Source organism: Neobacillus rhizosphaerae (assembly GCF_937468385.1).
Classification (GTDB): domain Bacteria; phylum Bacillota; class Bacilli; order Bacillales; family Cytobacillaceae; genus Neobacillus; species Neobacillus rhizosphaerae.
On sequence record NZ_CALBWS010000042.1, the window covers coordinates 23,284 to 40,739 of the forward strand.

Consider the following 17,456-nt stretch of genomic DNA (forward strand, 5'->3'; position numbering starts at 1 on the left):
TTATTTACAGTTTAACGCATTATTGATGGAAAGAGTACTGTTTTATTCATTACATCATACATTCCCTGTTGAGTTATCCGGATATATGGCAAATGGGTTGAAGAAAAGAACAGCAGACTATAAATAGGATCGGAGAAGGAATAGCCTCGTTTTAGCAGCTCTTCAGACAAGCCTTTTTCTTGAACCATTAACTCTTCAACTGGCAGGTCCGACATTATTCCACTTAAATGAAGCGGCAGCTCGCATATGATCTCGTTATTCTCAACCATAACAATCCCGCCACCCAGTTCTTTCATTCTATTAAAAGCGTGGAGGATATCTTGTTTGTTTTTTCCGATTAGAATAATATCGCCTGTATTAGAAAAAGAGCTAGCTAACGCTGACAATCTTGAAGCAAAGCCTTTTAACAGCGTATTAATCCTCCATTTCCCTTTACGATCAATTAATGTAAAATAACATTCATCATGATCATGTGGTAATTCATCCCCTGAAACATCAATAGCAATGGAGTAGGGTTTCGTGATGACTGAGTTTTCCATTTTGATTCCAAAAGGCATCGAGAATTGTAAATCATCCATAGTTAATTCCCAATCAAGTTCCATCGGCTTCAAGCCATATTCTTGCCAGTTCAATGGAGGATAAGTATCGTCCACCTTTACCCCATCCCGTTTTACCCATTCCCCTTTGGCTAGTACTGAAATAGGTGTAGGATTTTCAATACTGGATAAGAAGTTGATATTGGCTACGCGGCCAGTCGCAATTTGACCATGTAAATGGTCGATATTGTAGTACCTGGCTATATTAACAGTGGCCATATTATAGGCATCAATAATCGGAACCCCTTTTTCAATGGCAATGCGAATCATCTGGTCGTTCATTCCCTGCTCATAAAAAGTCGCTGAAGACCCGTCCGTATTAAATAGTAATCTATCATATGCCTCGATGCCTAATCGCTTTATATCATCCAAAAGTTCTGGTAAATCAGGGCGAATCGATGAATAGCGTAATGACACTATATATCCTTGCATTAAACGGTTATAAACCTCTTCACCGGTCATCGCTTCATGGTCACAATCGGCACCAAGGAGCATCATTTTCGCTAAGGTTTTTTCAGATGCCCCAGGAAAATGTCCCTCAATTTGCTTGCGCATCCGCTTTGCTTCCTGAATCCAATGAAGCATCATATCGTCGCCATTAAGCAGTCTCGGCCAGCCTGTTAGCTCTCCGCCCTGCAGGACCGCATCATGCTCCAGCCATGATTTAACATTACTGTGTGAAAAAATTTCTACTTCATTCAATATTTCTGTTTGTGAATCAAACCGGCACCACCAAAACATCGTCGTCGGAATCGAACGAAGGTCCTTTAATAAGGAAAAGGCTTCCCTTGTTTTCAAATTTAACACCAACGCCATATTGTCGTTAATTAACGTTGTTGTCCCAAACTGGGATGCATAGGCTGCAAGTGTTTGGGGATTATATAATTGAAACGGATGGGCATGCGGTTCAATATATCCTGGAACAAGAATTTCATTCGTGCAGTCAATAACTTCACAGCTTTCGATATGCGAAGGCAAATTTTCGCCGACATAAACAATCCGATCTTCATAAATCCAAATATTGCCCCTCATCCACTTGCGAAAGGTCTGATTTAAATACAAAGCGTTTTTCAATAATATGGTGGGAGACGTTTTCCCATCCAAAACGGATACATGCATACGTAAGTGCTTATTTTTCCAGCGGTAACGTTGTTCTAGCATACGATATCCCTCCCCTTTAATATTACTATCTATATAATAAAATCTTGATTTAACAACAAAGAAAGCCCTTACAAAATTTCTTTAGTTATTATACTATCATATTTTATCATTTAAAGCTGTAAAGAATTGATAAATATTGTAAACATATTGTGAAGGAGTGAGCAAAATGACAATCAAACCAAATATTGGCTTATTAAACGCTTTAATCCGCATCACATTTGGGTTAACCATTCTTGCCTGGAGTACCTCGAAGCTTGTTAAACACCCTTGGCGGGATTCATATTTAATTGCTGCCTTGTGTGGGGCGATGAAAGTGGCGGAAGGAATCGTCCGTTACTGTCCCGTAACGGCATTATATGATAAATGTCAGGAAATGATGCCTGAAAACTCAGCCGATTCCGATTCCGATTCCATGGATGGGATGGAAGGATTGACGAACCTAAATGAAGATTCGTCTGTACCTTACAATCCTTCATAATGGTGAACCAGTCACCAATTAGGTTTCATGAAGACAATCTAGGGGAGAAAATTTGAAATACTGTCCACATGAAGTGCATATGAGGACAAGACTAATGATAAAAGCACAATAATTGTCCTCATGATTGGCTCATGAGGACAAAATTAGTTATAGAACTAAAGAGCACTTCTTAGATACTTTTCTGTGGAAAAGGGGCGGAGCGCCGCAAAAATGAATCACTTTAACCAGTTAAAGTGAAATACCCATTTCACTAGACGAAAGATGTGAAGTCTAGCTCTGCTCTCACCGCCTTTATTAGGTGACTACGGCTTGTTCTCTAAATTTATTTCCATGGTTGGGTTGGGAGTTGAGGCTCATGATAGTTTTTTTGTTGTGCCCTTCACCCTTTAACAGAGTGTATTGCTCTCGAACCAATGTCTTTTCGATAAAATACATCATTACAAGCTAATTTTTCCAGCTCGCTATATACCTTTTCTTGTGCTTCCTCCAGGTTTTCAGCCTTTGCACCAACAAGAAGTACTCTGCCCCCGGCCGTAACAAATTCACCCGCTTCATTTTTAACCGATCCTGCATGAAAAGTAATTACTTCATCAGTAAAATCAGCTAATCCTGTTAACAAAGCACCTTTTTCATACTTCTCCGGATACCCTTTTGCTGCTACTACAACACCGACCATCATCTGATCATCCCAGATTAATTCTGATGGTTTTCCAGCCAACAGCTCTAAAATCACTTGAACCAAATCTGATCGTAACCTAGGTAAAACTACCTGTGTTTCCGGATCGCCAAAGCGGGCATTAAATTCGATGACTTTTGGGCCATCGGCTGTTTTTATGAGCCCTGCATATAATATCCCGCAGAAGCTGCGGTTTTCTTGCACCATTGCTTCTGCAGCGGGAATAAGGACGGTGTCGATGGCGGTCTGTACCGTATCCGTACCAATCTGAGGAACCGGTGAGTAAGCCCCCATCCCGCCAGTATTCGGACCTTTGTCACCATCAAATGCCCGCTTATGATCCTGTGCAATTTCCAGCGGCACGACCACTTCTCCATTAACAAATGCCATTAGTGAAAATTCCTCACCACTTAAAAACTCTTCAATGACAACACGGGAAGAAGCAGCTCCAAACTTTTCACCTACTAGCATGTCCTCCAAGGCTAACAATGCTTCCTCTTTTGTGAATGCGACCGTAACACCTTTTCCGGCAGCTAAACCATCTGCCTTGATAACGATTGGGGCACCTTTTTCTTCGACATATTGACGGGCTGCTTCATACGAACTAAAAACAGCATAATCAGCAGTTGGAATTTGATATTTTTCCATTAATTCTTTGGCAAAAGACTTGCTTCCTTCAATCTCTGCTGCTATTTTTTGCGGACCGAATACCTTCAAACCTGCCGCTTCGAATTTATCGGCAAGACCTTCAAGGAGAGGAACTTCCGATCCAATAATCGTTAAGCCCACTCCCTGGTCTTTGGCAAATTGAATGAGCTGTTCGTGTTTCGACTCCTCGAGAGGGACCAGCTCCGCAACATCGGTCATGCCATCATTACCGGGTGCGACAAATACTTTTTCAACGAGCGTGCTCTCGCTTACCTTTTGGCAAATGGCATGTTCTCTTCCGCCACGACCAATAATTAGTACCTTCACCCATCTCACCTCGATTTAATGTTTAAAATGTCTAACGCCCGTAAACACCATCGCTATTCCATATTCATCTGCTTTTTTAATGGAATCCTCGTCACGAATCGAGCCCCCCGGCTGAATAATCGCGGTAATTCCCGCTTTAGCCGCGGCTTCAACGGTATCTTCCATTGGAAAAAATGCATCAGAAGCTAGTGCCGAACCTTCTGCTTTTTTACCTGCCTGCTTCAAGGCAATTTCTGCAGCACCAACACGGTTCATCTGCCCTGCACCAATCCCGATCGTCATGTCCTCACGCGTGACAACAATGGCATTTGACTTCACATGCTTTACAACCTTCCAACCGAGCTTTAACGCTTCCCATTCGTCATCCGTTGGCTGTCTTTTCGTGGGAATCGTAATGTTGCCATCAGCTAACGTGAAGCGATCCTGCTCCTGAACAAGCAAACCGCCTTCAATCGTCGTCAGCTTTAACTCCGCTTTTTGTGCTTGATCAAACGGAATCGTTAATAGCCTTAAATTCTTTTTCGCTGTTAAAATAGCTAACGCCTCTTTCGAGAAGGAAGGCGCTATAATGATTTCTAGAAAAATTTCACGAAGCTTTCCCGCCGTTTTCTCGTCAACTTCACGGTTAAAAGCAACAATTCCGCCAAAAATCGAAACGGGATCTGCGGCAAATGCTTTTTCAAACGCCTCAAATCCTGTTTTCCCAGTGCCAACACCGCATGGATTCATATGCTTTACGGCTACTGCCGCCGGCTCCGAAAACTCTTTTACAATTTGCAGTGCTGCGTCGGCATCATTGATATTATTATAGGAAAGCTCTTTTCCGTGGAGCTGCTCAGCATAGGCAATCGAGAACGATGAACCTAATGGTTTTTTATAAAAAGCTGCCTGTTGATGCGGGTTTTCTCCGTACCTAAGCGACTGCTTTAATTCATAGGTAACCGTCAATTTTTCCGGAGTTTCTTCTTGGGCAAGGCTTGTCATGTAATTGGCAATTAGGGCATCATATGCTGCTGTATGGCGGAATACCTTAGCAGCAAGCTTTATTCGAGTTTCAAGCTCCGTTTCACCGCCGGACTTTAATTCCCCAAGCACCTTTTCATAGTCTATAGGATCAACAACAACAGTTACATATTGATGATTCTTGGCTGACGCGCGCAGCATCGCCGGACCGCCAATATCAATATTTTCAATCGCTTCAGCTGCTGTTACCTCCGGCTTTTCAATCGTTTGTTGGAATGGATAGAGATTGACACAAACAAGCTGGATCGGTTCAATTCCATGTTCCTCGAGCTGCTTTTGATGCTCTTCATCATCTTGCTTAGCTAGTAGGCCTCCATGAATAAACGGATTTAACGTTTTTACCCGTCCCTCTAAAATTTCCGGAAAGCTGGTGACATCGCTAACACCAAGAACAGGGATCCCGTTGTCCTGTAATATTTTCTTCGTCCCGCCGGTAGAGATAATTTCAAAGCCGAGGCTGACTAGTTCCTTGGCAAACTCGCTAACCCCATTTTTATCCGAAACACTAATTAAGGCAAGTTTTTTCATCTCGTTCAACCTCTCCTTTTGTCAACAGCATTTGTAGTATGGAAGGGTATAACTTGTGTTCTTTCGCTTGTATCTTCTTTTGCAAGCTTTCTCGAGACTCATTTTCCTCAATCCGTACCCGCTCTTGGACTATAATCGGCCCAGTGTCCATTCCCTCATCAACAAAATGGATGGTCACACCGCTCCAGTTCGCTTTTGCGGCCAAGACCTGACCGATGGCATCTTTGCCTGGAAAGGCGGGAAGTAACGAGGGATGAATGTTCACGATTCTGCCCTCGTATTCTCTTAGCAGCGTTGGGCCAATCAGCCGCATATACCCGGCAAGGACGATTAAGTCAACATGACTGTTCTTTAACAGCAAACATATTTCTTTTTCATAATCTGCCTTACTAGGATAATCTTGTGCACGAAAAACAAAAGAAGGAATTCTAGCAGTGTTGGCTCTTTCGATGGCGTAAGCACCGGTTTTGTCGCAAACAAGCAATGAAAGGTTCGCCGCCAGCTCTCCCATTTGAACCGCATCGATGATGGCCTGAAAATTGCTTCCACTTCCTGACGCAAACACAGCTATATTTTTCATCGGCGCCCACCAAAGCCTTTGATGTTCAAACCTTCTTGATCCGTCACAACGCCCATTTCATAAGCAGTTTCGCCTTCTTGACGGAAATGTTCCAGCATATCAGCCGCATCATCCTTGTCAACGGCAATCACCATGCCAATTCCCATATTAAAAATATTATACATCTCTTGATAATCGATTTGTCCAACCTCGGAAATCAGTTTAAACACGGACGGAATATGCCAGCGCTTTTCATTTAGTTCCGCTCCGAGTCCCGCAGGCAGCATCCGTGGAATATTTTCAATAAAACCGCCGCCGGTAATATGGGCCATCCCTTTTATTGGGAATTTCTTCAAAGCGGACAAAATTGGTTTTACATAGATTTTCGTCGGTTTAAGCAGTTCTTCACCTAATGTACAACCGAGGATATCGACAAACTCAATTAATGACCAGTTGGTAAACACCTTTCTGACAAGCGAGTAGCCGTTGCTGTGGATTCCGCTTGATGCTAAGCCAATCAGCACATCTCCCGGCTTAATCGTTTCACCGGTTATCAATTGCGGCTTTTCACATGCCCCCACCGCAAAACCGGCAAGATCATATTCATCCTCCCGATAGAGTCCCGGCATTTCCGCTGTTTCTCCGCCGATTAACGCACAGCCTGCCTGCTCACATCCGTCGGCAATCCCTTTGACTATCGCCTCGATTTTTTCAGGAATCGCTTTGCCGCAAGCAATATAATCTAAAAAGTAAAGTGGCTCGGCCCCTTGGACGACAATATCATTGACACACATCGCCACTGCATCGATGCCAATCGTATCGTGACGGTCCATCATAAAGGCAATCATCAGCTTTGTGCCAACGCCATCGGTGCCTGACACCAGAACCGGCTCTTTTAACTGAAGCTGAGATAGATCAAACATGCCGCCAAAGCCGCCGAGGCTCCCAATAACTCCAGCCCTGGCTGTTCTTTGGACATGCTTTTTCATTCTTGTTACCGCTTCATAGCCTGCTTCGATATTTACACCCGCTTGTTTATATGCATTTGCCATGACCGTCACCCCTTTTGATAATAATACTGAAGTGTATCAGGATAGATTTCTGTTGGATAATTTCCGTTAAAGCAGCCGAGGCAAAAACCATTTATGCCTTCAGGGTCAAGTGCCTTTACCATGCCATCCACACTTAAAAATGTTAAAGAGTCTGCTCCAATCAGTTGACGAATTTCCTCGACCGACCTATCAGAAGCAATCAATTCTTCTTTTGATGACGTATCAATTCCATAGAAACATGGATTTTTAATCGGAGGCGAACTAATCACCACGTGTACCTCTGTCGCTCCGGCATCTTTCAGCATGTTAACAATTCTTCTGCTTGTCGTACCGCGGACGATTGAGTCGTCGACCATAATAACCCGTTTCCCTTCCACAACACCGCGAACCGGTGACAGCTTCATTTTTACTCCCTGCTCCCTGAGTGACTGGGAAGGCTGGATGAAGGTTCTGCCGACATATTTGTTTTTGATTAACCCCATTTCATACGGAATCCCCGTCGCTTCTGCATAGCCGATCGCCGCTGAAATACTGGAATCTGGTACCCCTGTCACAACATCCGCATCAATCGGCGCCTCAATTGCCAGCCTTTTTCCTAATTTTTTACGGGCAGTATGGACATTGATACCTTGAATATTACTATCTGGTCTTGAAAAATAAACATACTCCATCATGCAGATCGCTTTTGTCGTACTCATTGCAAATCGCTCGGAAGTGAGTCCATTTTGGTTAATAATTAACAGTTCCCCTGGCATAATATCGCGGATATATTCGGCTCCGACAACATCAAACGCACAAGTTTCCGATGCGACCACATAGGCATCGCCAATACACCCAAGCGAAAGCGGCCTTAGACCATGCGGATCAAGCGCCACCATTAGCTCTGTTTCCGTCATAATCAAATAGGCATACGCCCCTTTTAACATCGAAAGAGCATTTTTAACCTTGTCGTTCATATATGGAAAACCGCTTCTTCTGATTAAATGGGCTAATACTTCTGTATCAGAGCTGGTTTGAAAAATGCTCCCCTGCGTTTCAAGCTGATGTTTTAAAGAATTGACATTCACGAGGTTGCCATTATGGGCAAGGGCAAGACTGCCGCTTTGCGAATGAAACAATAACGGCTGCACGTTCTCATAGCCGCCTCCCCCTGCTGTCGCATATCGGACATGGCCGATGGCGGCAGAGCCGGTTAATTGTGACATCGCTTCTGTCGTAAAAATCTCTGTCACTAGCCCTTCACCTTTAACCCCTTTAAGTTTTTTCCCATCGGAAACAACGATACCAGTTCCTTCTTGACCGCGATGCTGGAGGCTATGAAGTCCGTAATAGGTTAATTGCGCTGCATCCTGATGTCCCCAGACGCCAAAGATGCCGCATTCTTCGTTTAATCCCTTGATTTCAGCAAGCATGGGATCGCCCCTTTCCAGGCAGCTTTTAATTCATCAACTAAAGACTCAAGAACAGGAACAGTTCCATTCAGAACTCGCAGTGCAGCCGATTCATTCACTTCACCGATAAGACTCGCGTCTACTAAACTTTCAAACTCTGCTTGATGTTCTTTTTTCACTGATAAAAGAAAACGTGATTGTGTTTCACTGAATAATGCAGAAATTGAATCTCCTGTTATATTCACATCAGCCCCAAGCCCTTCACCTGCAAAAAGACATTCTGAAAGGGCAACAGCTAAACCGCCTTCTGACAAGTCGTGTGCAGATTGAATCAATCCAGCACGAATCGCAGCTAGAACCTGACCTTGTCTTTCTTTTTCCATTTCAATATTTAATTCCGGTGCTTTTCCGAAAATTTTTCCGTACAACAATTTTTGCAGCTCACTGCCGCCAAATTCCGGTTTCGTTTCCCCTACTAAATAAATAAGGTCGCCACTTGTTTTAAAATGTTGAGTTGTAATATGGTCAAGGTCGGTTACAAGACCAACCATTCCAATAACAGGTGTCGGGTAAATCGCTGTACCGCTTGTTTCGTTATACAAGGATACGTTTCCGCCGATAACAGGTGTTTCAAGGACACGGCAGGCTTCACTGATTCCATCGGCTGCTTTTTCAATTTGCCAGAATACCTCTGGCTTTTCAGGATTCCCAAAATTCAAGTTATCGGTAATTGCTAATGGTTCTGCACCAGAACATACAATGTTTCGGGCAGCTTCTGCGACAGCAATTTTTCCACCGGTTTCTGGATCCAAGTACACATAGCGGGAATTACAATCCGTGGTCATCGCTAGTGCTTTACGTGTCCCTCTAATACGGGTTACAGCAGCATCTGAACCTGGTGATACAACTGTGTTGGTGCGCACCATGTAATCATATTGCTCATAAATCCATTCCTTGCTGGCAATGGTAGGCTGGCTTAACAATTTTAATAATGTATCTTTGAGGTCATCGACCTGCGGAACTTCATTTTCCGTCGCTTGGAATTCAGCAAAGTAGGCCGGTTCTTTGGATGGTTTGTGATAAACCGGTGCATCCTCAGCCAATGCATCAACTGGCAGGTCGGCAACGACTTCCCCTTTATGGATCAGGCGAAATTGTTTATCGTCCGTTACCTTTCCAATTGCAACAGCTTCTAAATCATATTTTGAAAAAAGATCATTGATCTCTTGTTCTCTGCCTTTTTTCACGACAATGAGCATCCTTTCCTGTGATTCAGACAGCATCATTTCATAAGCAGTCATTCCGGTTTCGCGTTGCGGAACAAGATCTAAATTCATCTCGATGCCCATCCCGGCTTTGCTGGCCATTTCTGAAGAAGAGCTGGCGAGTCCAGCGGCACCCATATCCTGAATCCCAACAAGGGCATCCGAATGAATGAGCTCCAAGCATGCTTCTAACAACAGCTTCTCCATGAATGGATCGCCGACCTGCACCGCAGGACGTTTTTCATCAGACTGCTCCGTTAATTCCTCTGAAGCAAACGTCGCACCGTGAATCCCATCGCGTCCGGTCTTTGCACCGACATACATCACGGTATTGCCCAGACCATGGGCCTGACCTTTTTTAATATCTTCATGATTTATCAGACCGACACACATAGCATTGACGAGAGGATTTCCATCATAGGATGGGTCAAACTGCACCTCACCGCCGACTGTCGGAATCCCGATGCAGTTGCCGTAGCCGGCAATACCTGCGACTACTTCTTTAAATAAATAGCGCACTCTGGCTGAATCCAGTTCGCCAAAGCGAAGCGAGTTTAGCATGGCAATTGGACGTGCGCCCATCGAAAATACATCACGGATGATTCCGCCGACGCCTGTTGCCGCGCCTTGGTATGGTTCAATCGCGGATGGATGGTTATGGCTTTCAATTTTAAACACAACCGCCTGACCGTCGCCGATGTCGACAATCCCAGCACCTTCACCTGGACCTTGAAGGACTCTTTCACCTGTTACCGGGAATTTTTTTAACACCGGCTTCGAGTTTTTGTAGCTGCAATGTTCGGACCACATTACTGAAAATAGGCCTGTTTCGGTATAGTTCGGTGTCCGGCCAATAATATCTTCAATCATTGCAAATTCTTCATCGGACAAACCCATTTGTTGATATAACTTTTCTGTTTTTATCTGATTAGGATTTGGTTCAAGCGTTAACAACATTTGCTTCCCTCCAAGTCTTCACAATTGATTGAAACAATTTTAATCCGTCGGCACCGCCGAGCAATTCATCTACCGCTCTTTCCGGGTGCGGCATCATTCCAAGAACATTCCCTTTTTCGTTTATAATTCCAGCGATATCCTCTAGACTGCCATTCGGATTTTGCTGATAAGTAAATACGATTTGGTTATTTTCCTTTAATTGAGCGAGCGTTTGCTCGTCACAATAGTAATTTCCTTCGCCATGGGCGACCGGAATCGTAATGGTTTGGCCTTGTTCGTATTCAGCAGTAAATATCGTTCTGTTGGTTTCTACTTTTAGTTCAACTGGTTTGCAAATAAATGATAGACTTTCATTCCGTCTCATTGCACCTGGCAGTAAGCCTGCTTCAAGAAGGATTTGGAATCCATTGCATACCCCAAGAATTGGCTTGCCAGCTTCTGCCGCTTTTACAACTTCTTTCATTACGTTGCTAAAACGGGCAATCGCTCCCGACCTGAGATAGTCGCCGTAAGAAAAACCGCCTGGCAGGAGAATCCCGTCATATTCAGCTAAGCTTTCAGTATCGTGCCAGACATATTCGACTTCCTCGCCAAGTTCATCTTGAATCGCATGAAACATATCGACATCACAGTTCGAGCCCGGAAAAACAATAACCGCAAATTTCACTGGGCGACACACTCCTCTACCTCATAGCGGTAATCCTCAATAACTGGATTGGCTAACAGTTTCGTACAAATCTCGTTTACGACTTCATCAAGGTCGCGATCTGATTTTTCAATCATGAGTTCCATATATTTACCGATGCGGACATCGGTAACTTCTTGATAATTTAACGAATTTAATGATTGGGTTACAGCCTTGCCTTGCGGATCTAATACACTTTCTCTCAATGTTACGTATACTTTGACTTTAAACATGCTGATGACCTCCAAGTCTAGTTAAAATCGTCTTATATGCATCTGTTAAACTTCCTAAATCACGGCGGAATACATCTTTATCCAGCTTTTCATTTGTTTTTTGATCCCATAAGCGGCATGTATCAGGAGAAATTTCATCAGCTAATAAAATTTGTCCCTGTGGGTCTTTCCCAAACTCAAGTTTAAAATCGATTAAGTTTATGCCTAGTTCTGAAAAAAAGCTCGATAAAACCGCATCTACTTCCAGCGCTTTTTCTCGTAAAATCGTAATCTCTTCGGCTGTCGCCGCTTTTAGTTCAAGGATATGATCCACTGTTACCAGCGGGTCACCCAGTGCATCATCTTTCAAATAAAACTCAACTATTGGCGCTGATAGCGGTGCCCCTTCTTCGATTCCCAATCTTTTTGAAAAGCTGCCTGCAGCCACGTTACGAACGACTACTTCTAGCGGAATGATGGTTACTTTCTTCACCAACTGCTCCGTTTCGGAAATTCTTTTGATAAAGTGTGATTCAATTCCTTGTTCTTTTAGCTTTAAAAATAACAAACTAGTAATCTCGTTATTCAAACGGCCTTTTCCAGAAATGATTTCCTTTTTTTGACCGTTAAAAGCAGTTGCTGAATCCTTGTACTCCACTAATACAACATGCTCATCATCCGTCTTGTAAATGCGTTTTGCTTTTCCTTCATAAAGTAGTTCCTTCATTGTGGACACTCCTTATTTCGCAATATTGGGAATCTTCGGGCTAGATGAAGGGGCAAAACTCCTTCTGTTGTTGCCCCATTTCTTTTTTCGTCTTTACAGTCGTCAGTAACACTCTTTTTCCAAGGTTTCGGTCGCTTAGGACATTATCCATTCAACCCTAATCGATCAAAAATCGTATCAACATGCTGGAGATGATAGTTGTAATCAAAACAATCCGCAATTTCTACCGGTGAAAGCAATGAGGTGATTTTTCCCTCTGCTTCAATCAAGCCTCGGAACGGAACTTGTTTTTCCCATGCCTCCATAGCCTTTGGCTGTACCGTGTCATATGCTTCTTCTCGGGATAATCCCTTATCAATCAAAGCCAACAGCACCCGCTGCGAATAAATTAAGCCAAGTGTCCGTTCCATGTTGCGTTTCATATTTTCCGGATAAACAGTCAAGTTTTTCACAATATTGCCGAAGCGGTTTAGCATGTAATTCAAACCAATCGTCGCATCAGGCAAAATGATTCGCTCAGCCGAGGAATGTGAAATATCGCGTTCATGCCAGAGTGGAACATTTTCATAAGCAGTCAGCATGTAACCGCGAAGGACACGGGCAATCCCCGTCATATTTTCCGATCCAATTGGATTCCGTTTATGCGGCATCGCTGATGAGCCTTTTTGTCCTTTTGCAAAAAACTCTTCTACCTCACGCGTTTCACTTTTTTGCAGACCGCGGACTTCCACCGCAAATTTTTCAATCGAAGTCGCAATCAAAGCAATCGTTGACATATAGTGAGCATGTCGATCACGCTGCAACGTTTGCGTCGAGATTGGCGCCCGACCAAGGTCCAATTTTTCACAAACATACTGTTCCACAAACGGGTCAATATTAGCATAGGTACCAACAGCACCAGATATTTTTCCAAACTCCACTCCTTGTGCCGCCTGTTTAAATCGTTCAAGATTTCGCTTCATTTCCTCATACCATAAGGCAAGCTTTAACCCGAAAGTTGTCGGCTCGGCATGAACACCGTGCGTCCGACCCATCATAACGGTGTATTTATGCTCTGCCGCCTTATTTTTTAAAATCTCAATAAAGTTTTCGATGTCCTTTTGTAAAATGGCATTGGCCTGCTTTAGCACATAGGACAGGGCCGTATCGACCACATCCGTTGAAGTTAAGCCGTAATGAACCCATTTTCGTTCTTCACCTAAAGTTTCCGAGACCGCTCGGGTAAAGGCCACGACATCATGTCTCGTTTCTGCTTCAATTTCTTTAATTCTGTCAATATTGAAAGAGGCATTTTCGCGAAGCTTTTTCACATCCTCTTTAGGTATGTCACCCAACTCAGCCCATGCCTCGCAGGCAAGAATTTCGACTTCAAGCCAGGCATTAAAGCGGTTCTCCTCCGTCCAGATAGCTCCCATTTCAGGTCTTGTATAACGATCAATCATGTTTTATCCTCCGATCTTTTCCTTCACTGTCTTCCAAATGCTGCTCCCGTCAATCTCATGAAGGGCCTCTTCCACATTATCACTTAGAATAGTCACATGTCCCATTTTTCGTTTTATCTTCGCGTCTTTTTTTCCATACAAATGAATCTTCCAGTCTTTCATCGTCGGAATGACCTCATATAGGTTTTCAAGATGCTCTCCTAATAGGTTGACCATAACAGCCGGTTTTAATAGCTCCGTGCTGCCTAAAGGCCAATTACAGATAGCACGGATATGCTGTTCAAACTGTGACGTTGCACAGGCTTCGATTGAAAAATGCCCAGAGTTATGTGGTCGTGGTGCTAATTCATTAACATATAGTGTGCCATCACAAGTTACAAACATCTCAACAGCAAGCGTTCCGACTAATCCAAATGAATCAGCAATCTGCTTTGCTATTTGGATGGCGTTTTCCTTTATATTCTGTGAAATTCGAGCCGGAACAATCGTTTGATGTAAAATATTCTCTTCATGAACATTTTCGGCTACAGGGAAAATCGCTGTTTCTCCATCAAGTTTTCTCGTTACGATGACAGATAGTTCTTTTTCAAAGGGAATCCATTTTTCTAACACACAAGCACCATGTTGAAGAAGTGCTTCTCCCTTTAATAAGTCTTGCTGGTCTTTCATCACCAACTGGCCTTTCCCATCATAGCCGCCTCGTGACGTTTTCAGGACAGCTGGATAGCCAACCGTCTTTATTTTTAAAAATAAATCTTCTATTTTGCTGATGATTTCGTATGGGGCAACCTCTGCACCCGCTTCTTGAATGGCGATTTTTTCTTTTATTCGATCCTGTGTGATGGTTAGTAGCTCCGGACCTTGTGGGACGTATGCCCTTGCACATAGCCAGCTTAACGTATCGGCATCAATGTTTTCAAATTCATATGTTACCACATCACTAATCTGAGCCAATTTGCTGATGGCTTTACGGTCATCGTATGCACCAATCACTTCAATATCTGCTACTTGTCCACAGGGGGAGTCTGAAGCAGGTTCTAAAACAGCAATTCGAAAGCCTTGAGCCTTAGCAGCAAGAGCCATCATTCTGCCGAGCTGGCCTCCACCGATAATCCCAATTGTTGCTCCTGGTAAGATCGTTTTGTTATGCAAGTTGATCACTACTTTCTAGCACTTCAAGTTGGGTAGCTTCTCTTCTAGCTTCTAATTTATTAGCGATCTCTAAGTCTTCCGTTGCTAAAATTTGTGCAGACAGCAAACCTGCATTCACTGCACCAGCTTTTCCAATTGCAACTGTCGCCACCGGTACACCGCCCGGCATTTGTACAATTGATAGTAAGGAGTCTAGACCACTTAAAGCTTGTGATTGAATCGGAACGCCGATTACTGGCAAGGTTGTTTTGGCTGCAACCATCCCAGGAAGATGGGCCGCTCCGCCCGCTCCGGCAATAATAACCTTCAAGCCTCTTTTTCTTGCTCCATTTGCATAAGTAAACATTAAATCCGGTGTACGATGGGCCGAAACAACTTTTTTTTCATAAGCAATTTCGAACTGATCTAGCACCTCACAAGCATGTTTCATCGTTTCCCAATCCGATTTACTCCCCATGATTACTCCAACAAGAATTGCCATCTCATATCCCCCTTTAAAAAAACCAAATAAAATGCCCGTAACAAATAGCATCTCATGAAGAGAAAGCCATTTGTCCGGGCATAATCATGGCAACAGAAAGTAAGGGAGGCCAAGGAAGTCCCCTTAATGTGCCGAACATATTGACTTTCCCTCATAGTCCAATAATTTACGGTTATTGGGTAGAAACTTATGGGCCATATTCCCATGGATATACGAGGGTAAAGGTAAATTGTTTAATCCGTTAGCTTTATCTTACCAAGCAATTCATCTGGCTGTCAACAAATAAATCGAACATTATTAAAAATTATAGTTATAATGTTCGTGTTTTACTCAATCAATATCGCTTCAAAGACTATTTGACGGCCAACAGGTTCATAAATAGTTTCGTTACCTTTTTTTATTTCTTGAAAAATCGGCTTTTCCGTTCGGCGGACAGGAACATAACCTTGCTGTTTCATTCTAGTCAAGCAGTCCTCTATACTTTCATTATCCGCAACTTCAAATTGCATTTTCTTTTTACTCATGAAAATAACTTCCCTCGTTTCACTGATTTAAAACTGCAGTAGATTATATTTATTTTCGAATCCTAAATGATTCTTATGCATATGTAACAAAATAATATATGTTCACTTCATACAATTCAACTAAAAGGAGCGTAAAATGAAAAAAATAATACTTCTTACCATTATTCTATTCGTTACAATAGTCCCTTTTCATTTCCCTTTCTTAGCAGATACTCCAGAAACTAACAACATCAAAGCTGCTTTTATTAGAAATGATGACTTGTGGATTAAAATGGGAAACAGGGAGCGCAAAATTACACATGGAGAGTATGTTAGATATCCAAAGTGGTCTCATGATGGGTACTGGATTGCTTATCTAAAAGTAAACAAACAGGAGGGGAATAGTTTCGTTACTAACGACCTCTGGCTATACAGTTTGAAAATGGATAAACAATTCAAAGTGAAAACAAATGTAAATAACAATTTTCAATGGGCTCCTCGACAAAATAAAATGGGTTTTCTTGTTAACAATGATTTATTTGTCTTGAATACAGAGCCTACTAGACATTTCCTCGTTACTCAAATTACAAACAATATTGAGAATTTTTCTTGGCTTCCCAATCGCAGTGGTTTTTTAACATCCACTAAGGAAAATAAACAACCAAATTCCGATATCATATTATCAAAAATATATCTCAGGTCGGATCAGCAAAAGCCTGTATTTAAACATTTTTATACAGTTCAAGTCGGAGAAAATGAAATCTATGTAAGCACTAGCCAATTTAAATGGTCTCACGATAAAAAGTGGATTAGTTTTTTATTAAACCCAACTGCTTCCGCATCTGCTGATAGTAATACTCTTTGTTTGTTATCTCATGATGGACAAGCTTTTCAAAGGCTGGATGAAATGCTAAATTATGAGGATTGGTTTGAATGGGCCACCACAAAAGGTTTTCTAGGGTATATAAGTGGTTTTGGCAGAGAAGCAAATCTAAATAAACAATTAAAGCTGGTCAATGTCCCCTCCTTCAACAAAGAACTTTATACACCAAAAGGGTATGTCGACCAAGGGTTTTTTTGGAAAAATGATCGAACAATCTACGTTTCCCGCTCTAAGGAAAATAAAAAGGCTCACCTTGATGAAAGACCATTACCAAACCTATATGAAATTAATATCTCTACCCAAAAAGCTAAACAAGTAAGCTATCCCGCAAAAAATGAAGGTGACTTTGCACCACAATTTTTCCAAAGTCAGCTCTTTTGGGTTAGAACGGATACACAGACCGCCAATATATTCGCTTCCCGAACAGAAAATAGGAAGGAAATACAATGGATTAAGAATATTTCTTTAGCAAGCGCGTATTATGCAAGATGGAATTGGGATGAAGTTTTTAGTTTATATAAAGGCGAGCAATTTTGAATGTCCCTTTATACAATACAAAAAGACAACCCTCATCAGGTTGTCTTTTATTTGCCTGGCAACGTCCTACTCTCACAGGGGCGCCTGCCCCAACTACCATCGGCGCTGAGAAGCTTAACTTCCGTGTTCGGTATGGGAACGGGTGTGACCTTCTCGCCATTGCTGCCAGACTA

The 17,456-nt window shown here is 42.6% G+C and carries 16 protein-coding genes, 1 rRNA gene and 1 riboswitch; of the genes, 2 read left to right on the forward strand and 15 right to left on the reverse strand.

Going from position 1 to position 17,456, the window contains the following annotated elements; translation table 11 throughout:
- Nucleotides 1–11: 11 nt before the first annotated feature.
- A complete protein-coding gene (locus tag M5A78_RS22325) occupies nucleotides 12–1,757 on the reverse strand; it encodes an adenine deaminase C-terminal domain-containing protein (protein ID WP_248737492.1) in 1,746 nt (581 codons plus the stop codon).
- 166 nt (nucleotides 1,758–1,923) lie between these two features.
- Here M5A78_RS22325 and M5A78_RS22330 point away from each other — a divergent pair, with 166 nt between their 5' ends.
- Nucleotides 1,924–2,235 (forward strand): YgaP family membrane protein, encoded by a 312-nt coding sequence (locus M5A78_RS22330; RefSeq protein ID WP_248737493.1) that lies wholly within the window; start codon nucleotides 1,924–1,926, stop codon nucleotides 2,233–2,235.
- A gap of 379 nt (nucleotides 2,236–2,614) precedes the next feature.
- On the opposite strand, the gene purD is transcribed toward M5A78_RS22330, so the two are convergent.
- The 13 genes from purD to M5A78_RS22395 all read right to left on the reverse strand — a co-directional run bounded on the left by purD (nucleotide 2,615) and on the right by M5A78_RS22395 (nucleotide 15,884).
- Nucleotides 2,615–3,886, reverse strand: coding sequence for a phosphoribosylamine--glycine ligase (gene purD / locus M5A78_RS22335; protein ID WP_248737494.1), 1,272 nt, complete (start codon nucleotides 3,884–3,886; stop codon nucleotides 2,615–2,617).
- Nucleotides 3,887–3,901: 15 nt separating this feature from the next.
- Entirely contained in the window at nucleotides 3,902–5,437 is a 1,536-nt protein-coding gene (gene purH / locus M5A78_RS22340) for a bifunctional phosphoribosylaminoimidazolecarboxamide formyltransferase/IMP cyclohydrolase (protein ID WP_248737495.1), read from the reverse strand.
- Nucleotides 5,415–6,017 carry a phosphoribosylglycinamide formyltransferase gene (gene purN / locus M5A78_RS22345; RefSeq protein WP_248737496.1) on the reverse strand — a complete coding sequence of 201 codons (603 nt, stop codon included), beginning with the start codon at nucleotides 6,015–6,017 and terminating at the stop codon, nucleotides 5,415–5,417. Before purN ends, purH begins: the two co-directional genes overlap by 23 nt.
- Nucleotides 6,014–7,048, reverse strand: a complete 1,035-nt coding sequence (gene purM / locus M5A78_RS22350; protein WP_248737497.1) for a phosphoribosylformylglycinamidine cyclo-ligase — start codon at nucleotides 7,046–7,048, stop codon at nucleotides 6,014–6,016. The genes purN and purM overlap by 4 nt, the downstream gene beginning before the upstream one ends.
- Nucleotides 7,049–7,053: 5 nt before the next feature.
- Nucleotides 7,054–8,460, reverse strand: a complete 1,407-nt coding sequence (gene purF, locus M5A78_RS22355; protein WP_248737498.1) for an amidophosphoribosyltransferase — start codon at nucleotides 8,458–8,460, stop codon at nucleotides 7,054–7,056.
- Nucleotides 8,436–10,661 carry a phosphoribosylformylglycinamidine synthase subunit PurL gene (purL, locus tag M5A78_RS22360; protein ID WP_248737499.1) on the reverse strand — a complete coding sequence of 742 codons (2,226 nt, stop codon included), beginning with the start codon at nucleotides 10,659–10,661 and terminating at the stop codon, nucleotides 8,436–8,438. Before purL ends, purF begins: the two co-directional genes overlap by 25 nt.
- A complete protein-coding gene (purQ, locus tag M5A78_RS22365) occupies nucleotides 10,645–11,328 on the reverse strand; it encodes a phosphoribosylformylglycinamidine synthase subunit PurQ (RefSeq protein WP_248737500.1) in 684 nt (227 codons plus the stop codon). The genes purL and purQ overlap by 17 nt, the downstream gene beginning before the upstream one ends.
- The gene (purS, locus tag M5A78_RS22370; RefSeq protein ID WP_248737501.1) at nucleotides 11,325–11,579 is read right to left on the reverse strand and encodes a phosphoribosylformylglycinamidine synthase subunit PurS; all 255 of its coding nucleotides are present in this window, start codon (nucleotides 11,577–11,579) and stop codon (nucleotides 11,325–11,327) included. The genes purQ and purS overlap by 4 nt, the downstream gene beginning before the upstream one ends.
- The gene (gene purC / locus M5A78_RS22375; RefSeq protein WP_248737502.1) at nucleotides 11,572–12,285 is read right to left on the reverse strand and encodes a phosphoribosylaminoimidazolesuccinocarboxamide synthase; all 714 of its coding nucleotides are present in this window, start codon (nucleotides 12,283–12,285) and stop codon (nucleotides 11,572–11,574) included. Before purC ends, purS begins: the two co-directional genes overlap by 8 nt.
- 143 nt (nucleotides 12,286–12,428) lie before the next feature.
- Nucleotides 12,429–13,727 (reverse strand): adenylosuccinate lyase, encoded by a 1,299-nt coding sequence (gene purB, locus M5A78_RS22380; protein ID WP_248737503.1) that lies wholly within the window; start codon nucleotides 13,725–13,727, stop codon nucleotides 12,429–12,431.
- A 3-nt stretch (nucleotides 13,728–13,730) separates the two neighbouring features.
- Nucleotides 13,731–14,879: a 5-(carboxyamino)imidazole ribonucleotide synthase gene (gene purK / locus M5A78_RS22385; protein WP_248737504.1), complete on the reverse strand. Its 1,149-nt coding sequence runs from the start codon at nucleotides 14,877–14,879 to the stop codon at nucleotides 13,731–13,733.
- Nucleotides 14,872–15,360 (reverse strand): 5-(carboxyamino)imidazole ribonucleotide mutase, encoded by a 489-nt coding sequence (gene purE / locus M5A78_RS22390; protein ID WP_248737505.1) that lies wholly within the window; start codon nucleotides 15,358–15,360, stop codon nucleotides 14,872–14,874. Before purE ends, purK begins: the two co-directional genes overlap by 8 nt.
- Nucleotides 15,361–15,494: 134 nt before the next feature.
- A riboswitch (purine riboswitch) is annotated at nucleotides 15,495–15,596 on the reverse strand.
- Nucleotides 15,597–15,686: 90 nt separating this feature from the next.
- The gene (locus M5A78_RS22395) at nucleotides 15,687–15,884 is read right to left on the reverse strand and encodes an NETI motif-containing protein (RefSeq protein ID WP_248737506.1); all 198 of its coding nucleotides are present in this window, start codon (nucleotides 15,882–15,884) and stop codon (nucleotides 15,687–15,689) included.
- A gap of 136 nt (nucleotides 15,885–16,020) precedes the next feature.
- On the opposite strand from M5A78_RS22395, the gene M5A78_RS22400 reads away from it, so the two are divergent.
- The gene (locus M5A78_RS22400; protein ID WP_248737507.1) at nucleotides 16,021–17,283 is read left to right on the forward strand and encodes a TolB family protein; all 1,263 of its coding nucleotides are present in this window, start codon (nucleotides 16,021–16,023) and stop codon (nucleotides 17,281–17,283) included.
- Between the two features lie 53 nt (nucleotides 17,284–17,336).
- Here the strand turns inward: M5A78_RS22400 and rrf are convergent.
- A 5S ribosomal RNA gene (gene rrf, locus M5A78_RS22405) occupies nucleotides 17,337–17,453 on the reverse strand.
- Nucleotides 17,454–17,456: the final 3 nt, after the last annotated feature.

What these genes read in the sequence shown, in the direction of transcription:
- purN (WP_248737496.1), bottom strand. Translation starts at nt 6,017, where the DNA reads ATGAAAAATATAGCTGTGTTTGCGTCAGGAAGTGGAAGCAATTTTCAG.
- purH (WP_248737495.1), bottom strand. Translation starts at nt 5,437, where the DNA reads ATGAAAAAACTTGCCTTAATTAGTGTTTCGGATAAAAATGGGGTTAGC.
- purB (WP_248737503.1), bottom strand. Translation starts at nt 13,727, where the DNA reads ATGATTGATCGTTATACAAGACCTGAAATGGGAGCTATCTGGACGGAG.
- purE (WP_248737505.1), bottom strand. Translation starts at nt 15,360, where the DNA reads ATGGCAATTCTTGTTGGAGTAATCATGGGGAGTAAATCGGATTGGGAA.
- purM (WP_248737497.1), bottom strand. Translation starts at nt 7,048, where the DNA reads ATGGCAAATGCATATAAACAAGCGGGTGTAAATATCGAAGCAGGCTAT.
- purS (WP_248737501.1), bottom strand. Translation starts at nt 11,579, where the DNA reads ATGTTTAAAGTCAAAGTATACGTAACATTGAGAGAAAGTGTATTAGAT.
- M5A78_RS22395 (WP_248737506.1), bottom strand. Translation starts at nt 15,884, where the DNA reads ATGAGTAAAAAGAAAATGCAATTTGAAGTTGCGGATAATGAAAGTATA.
- purC (WP_248737502.1), bottom strand. Translation starts at nt 12,285, where the DNA reads ATGAAGGAACTACTTTATGAAGGAAAAGCAAAACGCATTTACAAGACG.
- purL (WP_248737499.1), bottom strand. Translation starts at nt 10,661, where the DNA reads ATGTTGTTAACGCTTGAACCAAATCCTAATCAGATAAAAACAGAAAAG.
- M5A78_RS22400 (WP_248737507.1), top strand. Translation starts at nt 16,021, where the DNA reads ATGAAAAAAATAATACTTCTTACCATTATTCTATTCGTTACAATAGTC.
- M5A78_RS22330 (WP_248737493.1), top strand. Translation starts at nt 1,924, where the DNA reads ATGACAATCAAACCAAATATTGGCTTATTAAACGCTTTAATCCGCATC.
- M5A78_RS22325 (WP_248737492.1), bottom strand. Translation starts at nt 1,757, where the DNA reads ATGCTAGAACAACGTTACCGCTGGAAAAATAAGCACTTACGTATGCAT.
- purF (WP_248737498.1), bottom strand. Translation starts at nt 8,460, where the DNA reads ATGCTTGCTGAAATCAAGGGATTAAACGAAGAATGCGGCATCTTTGGC.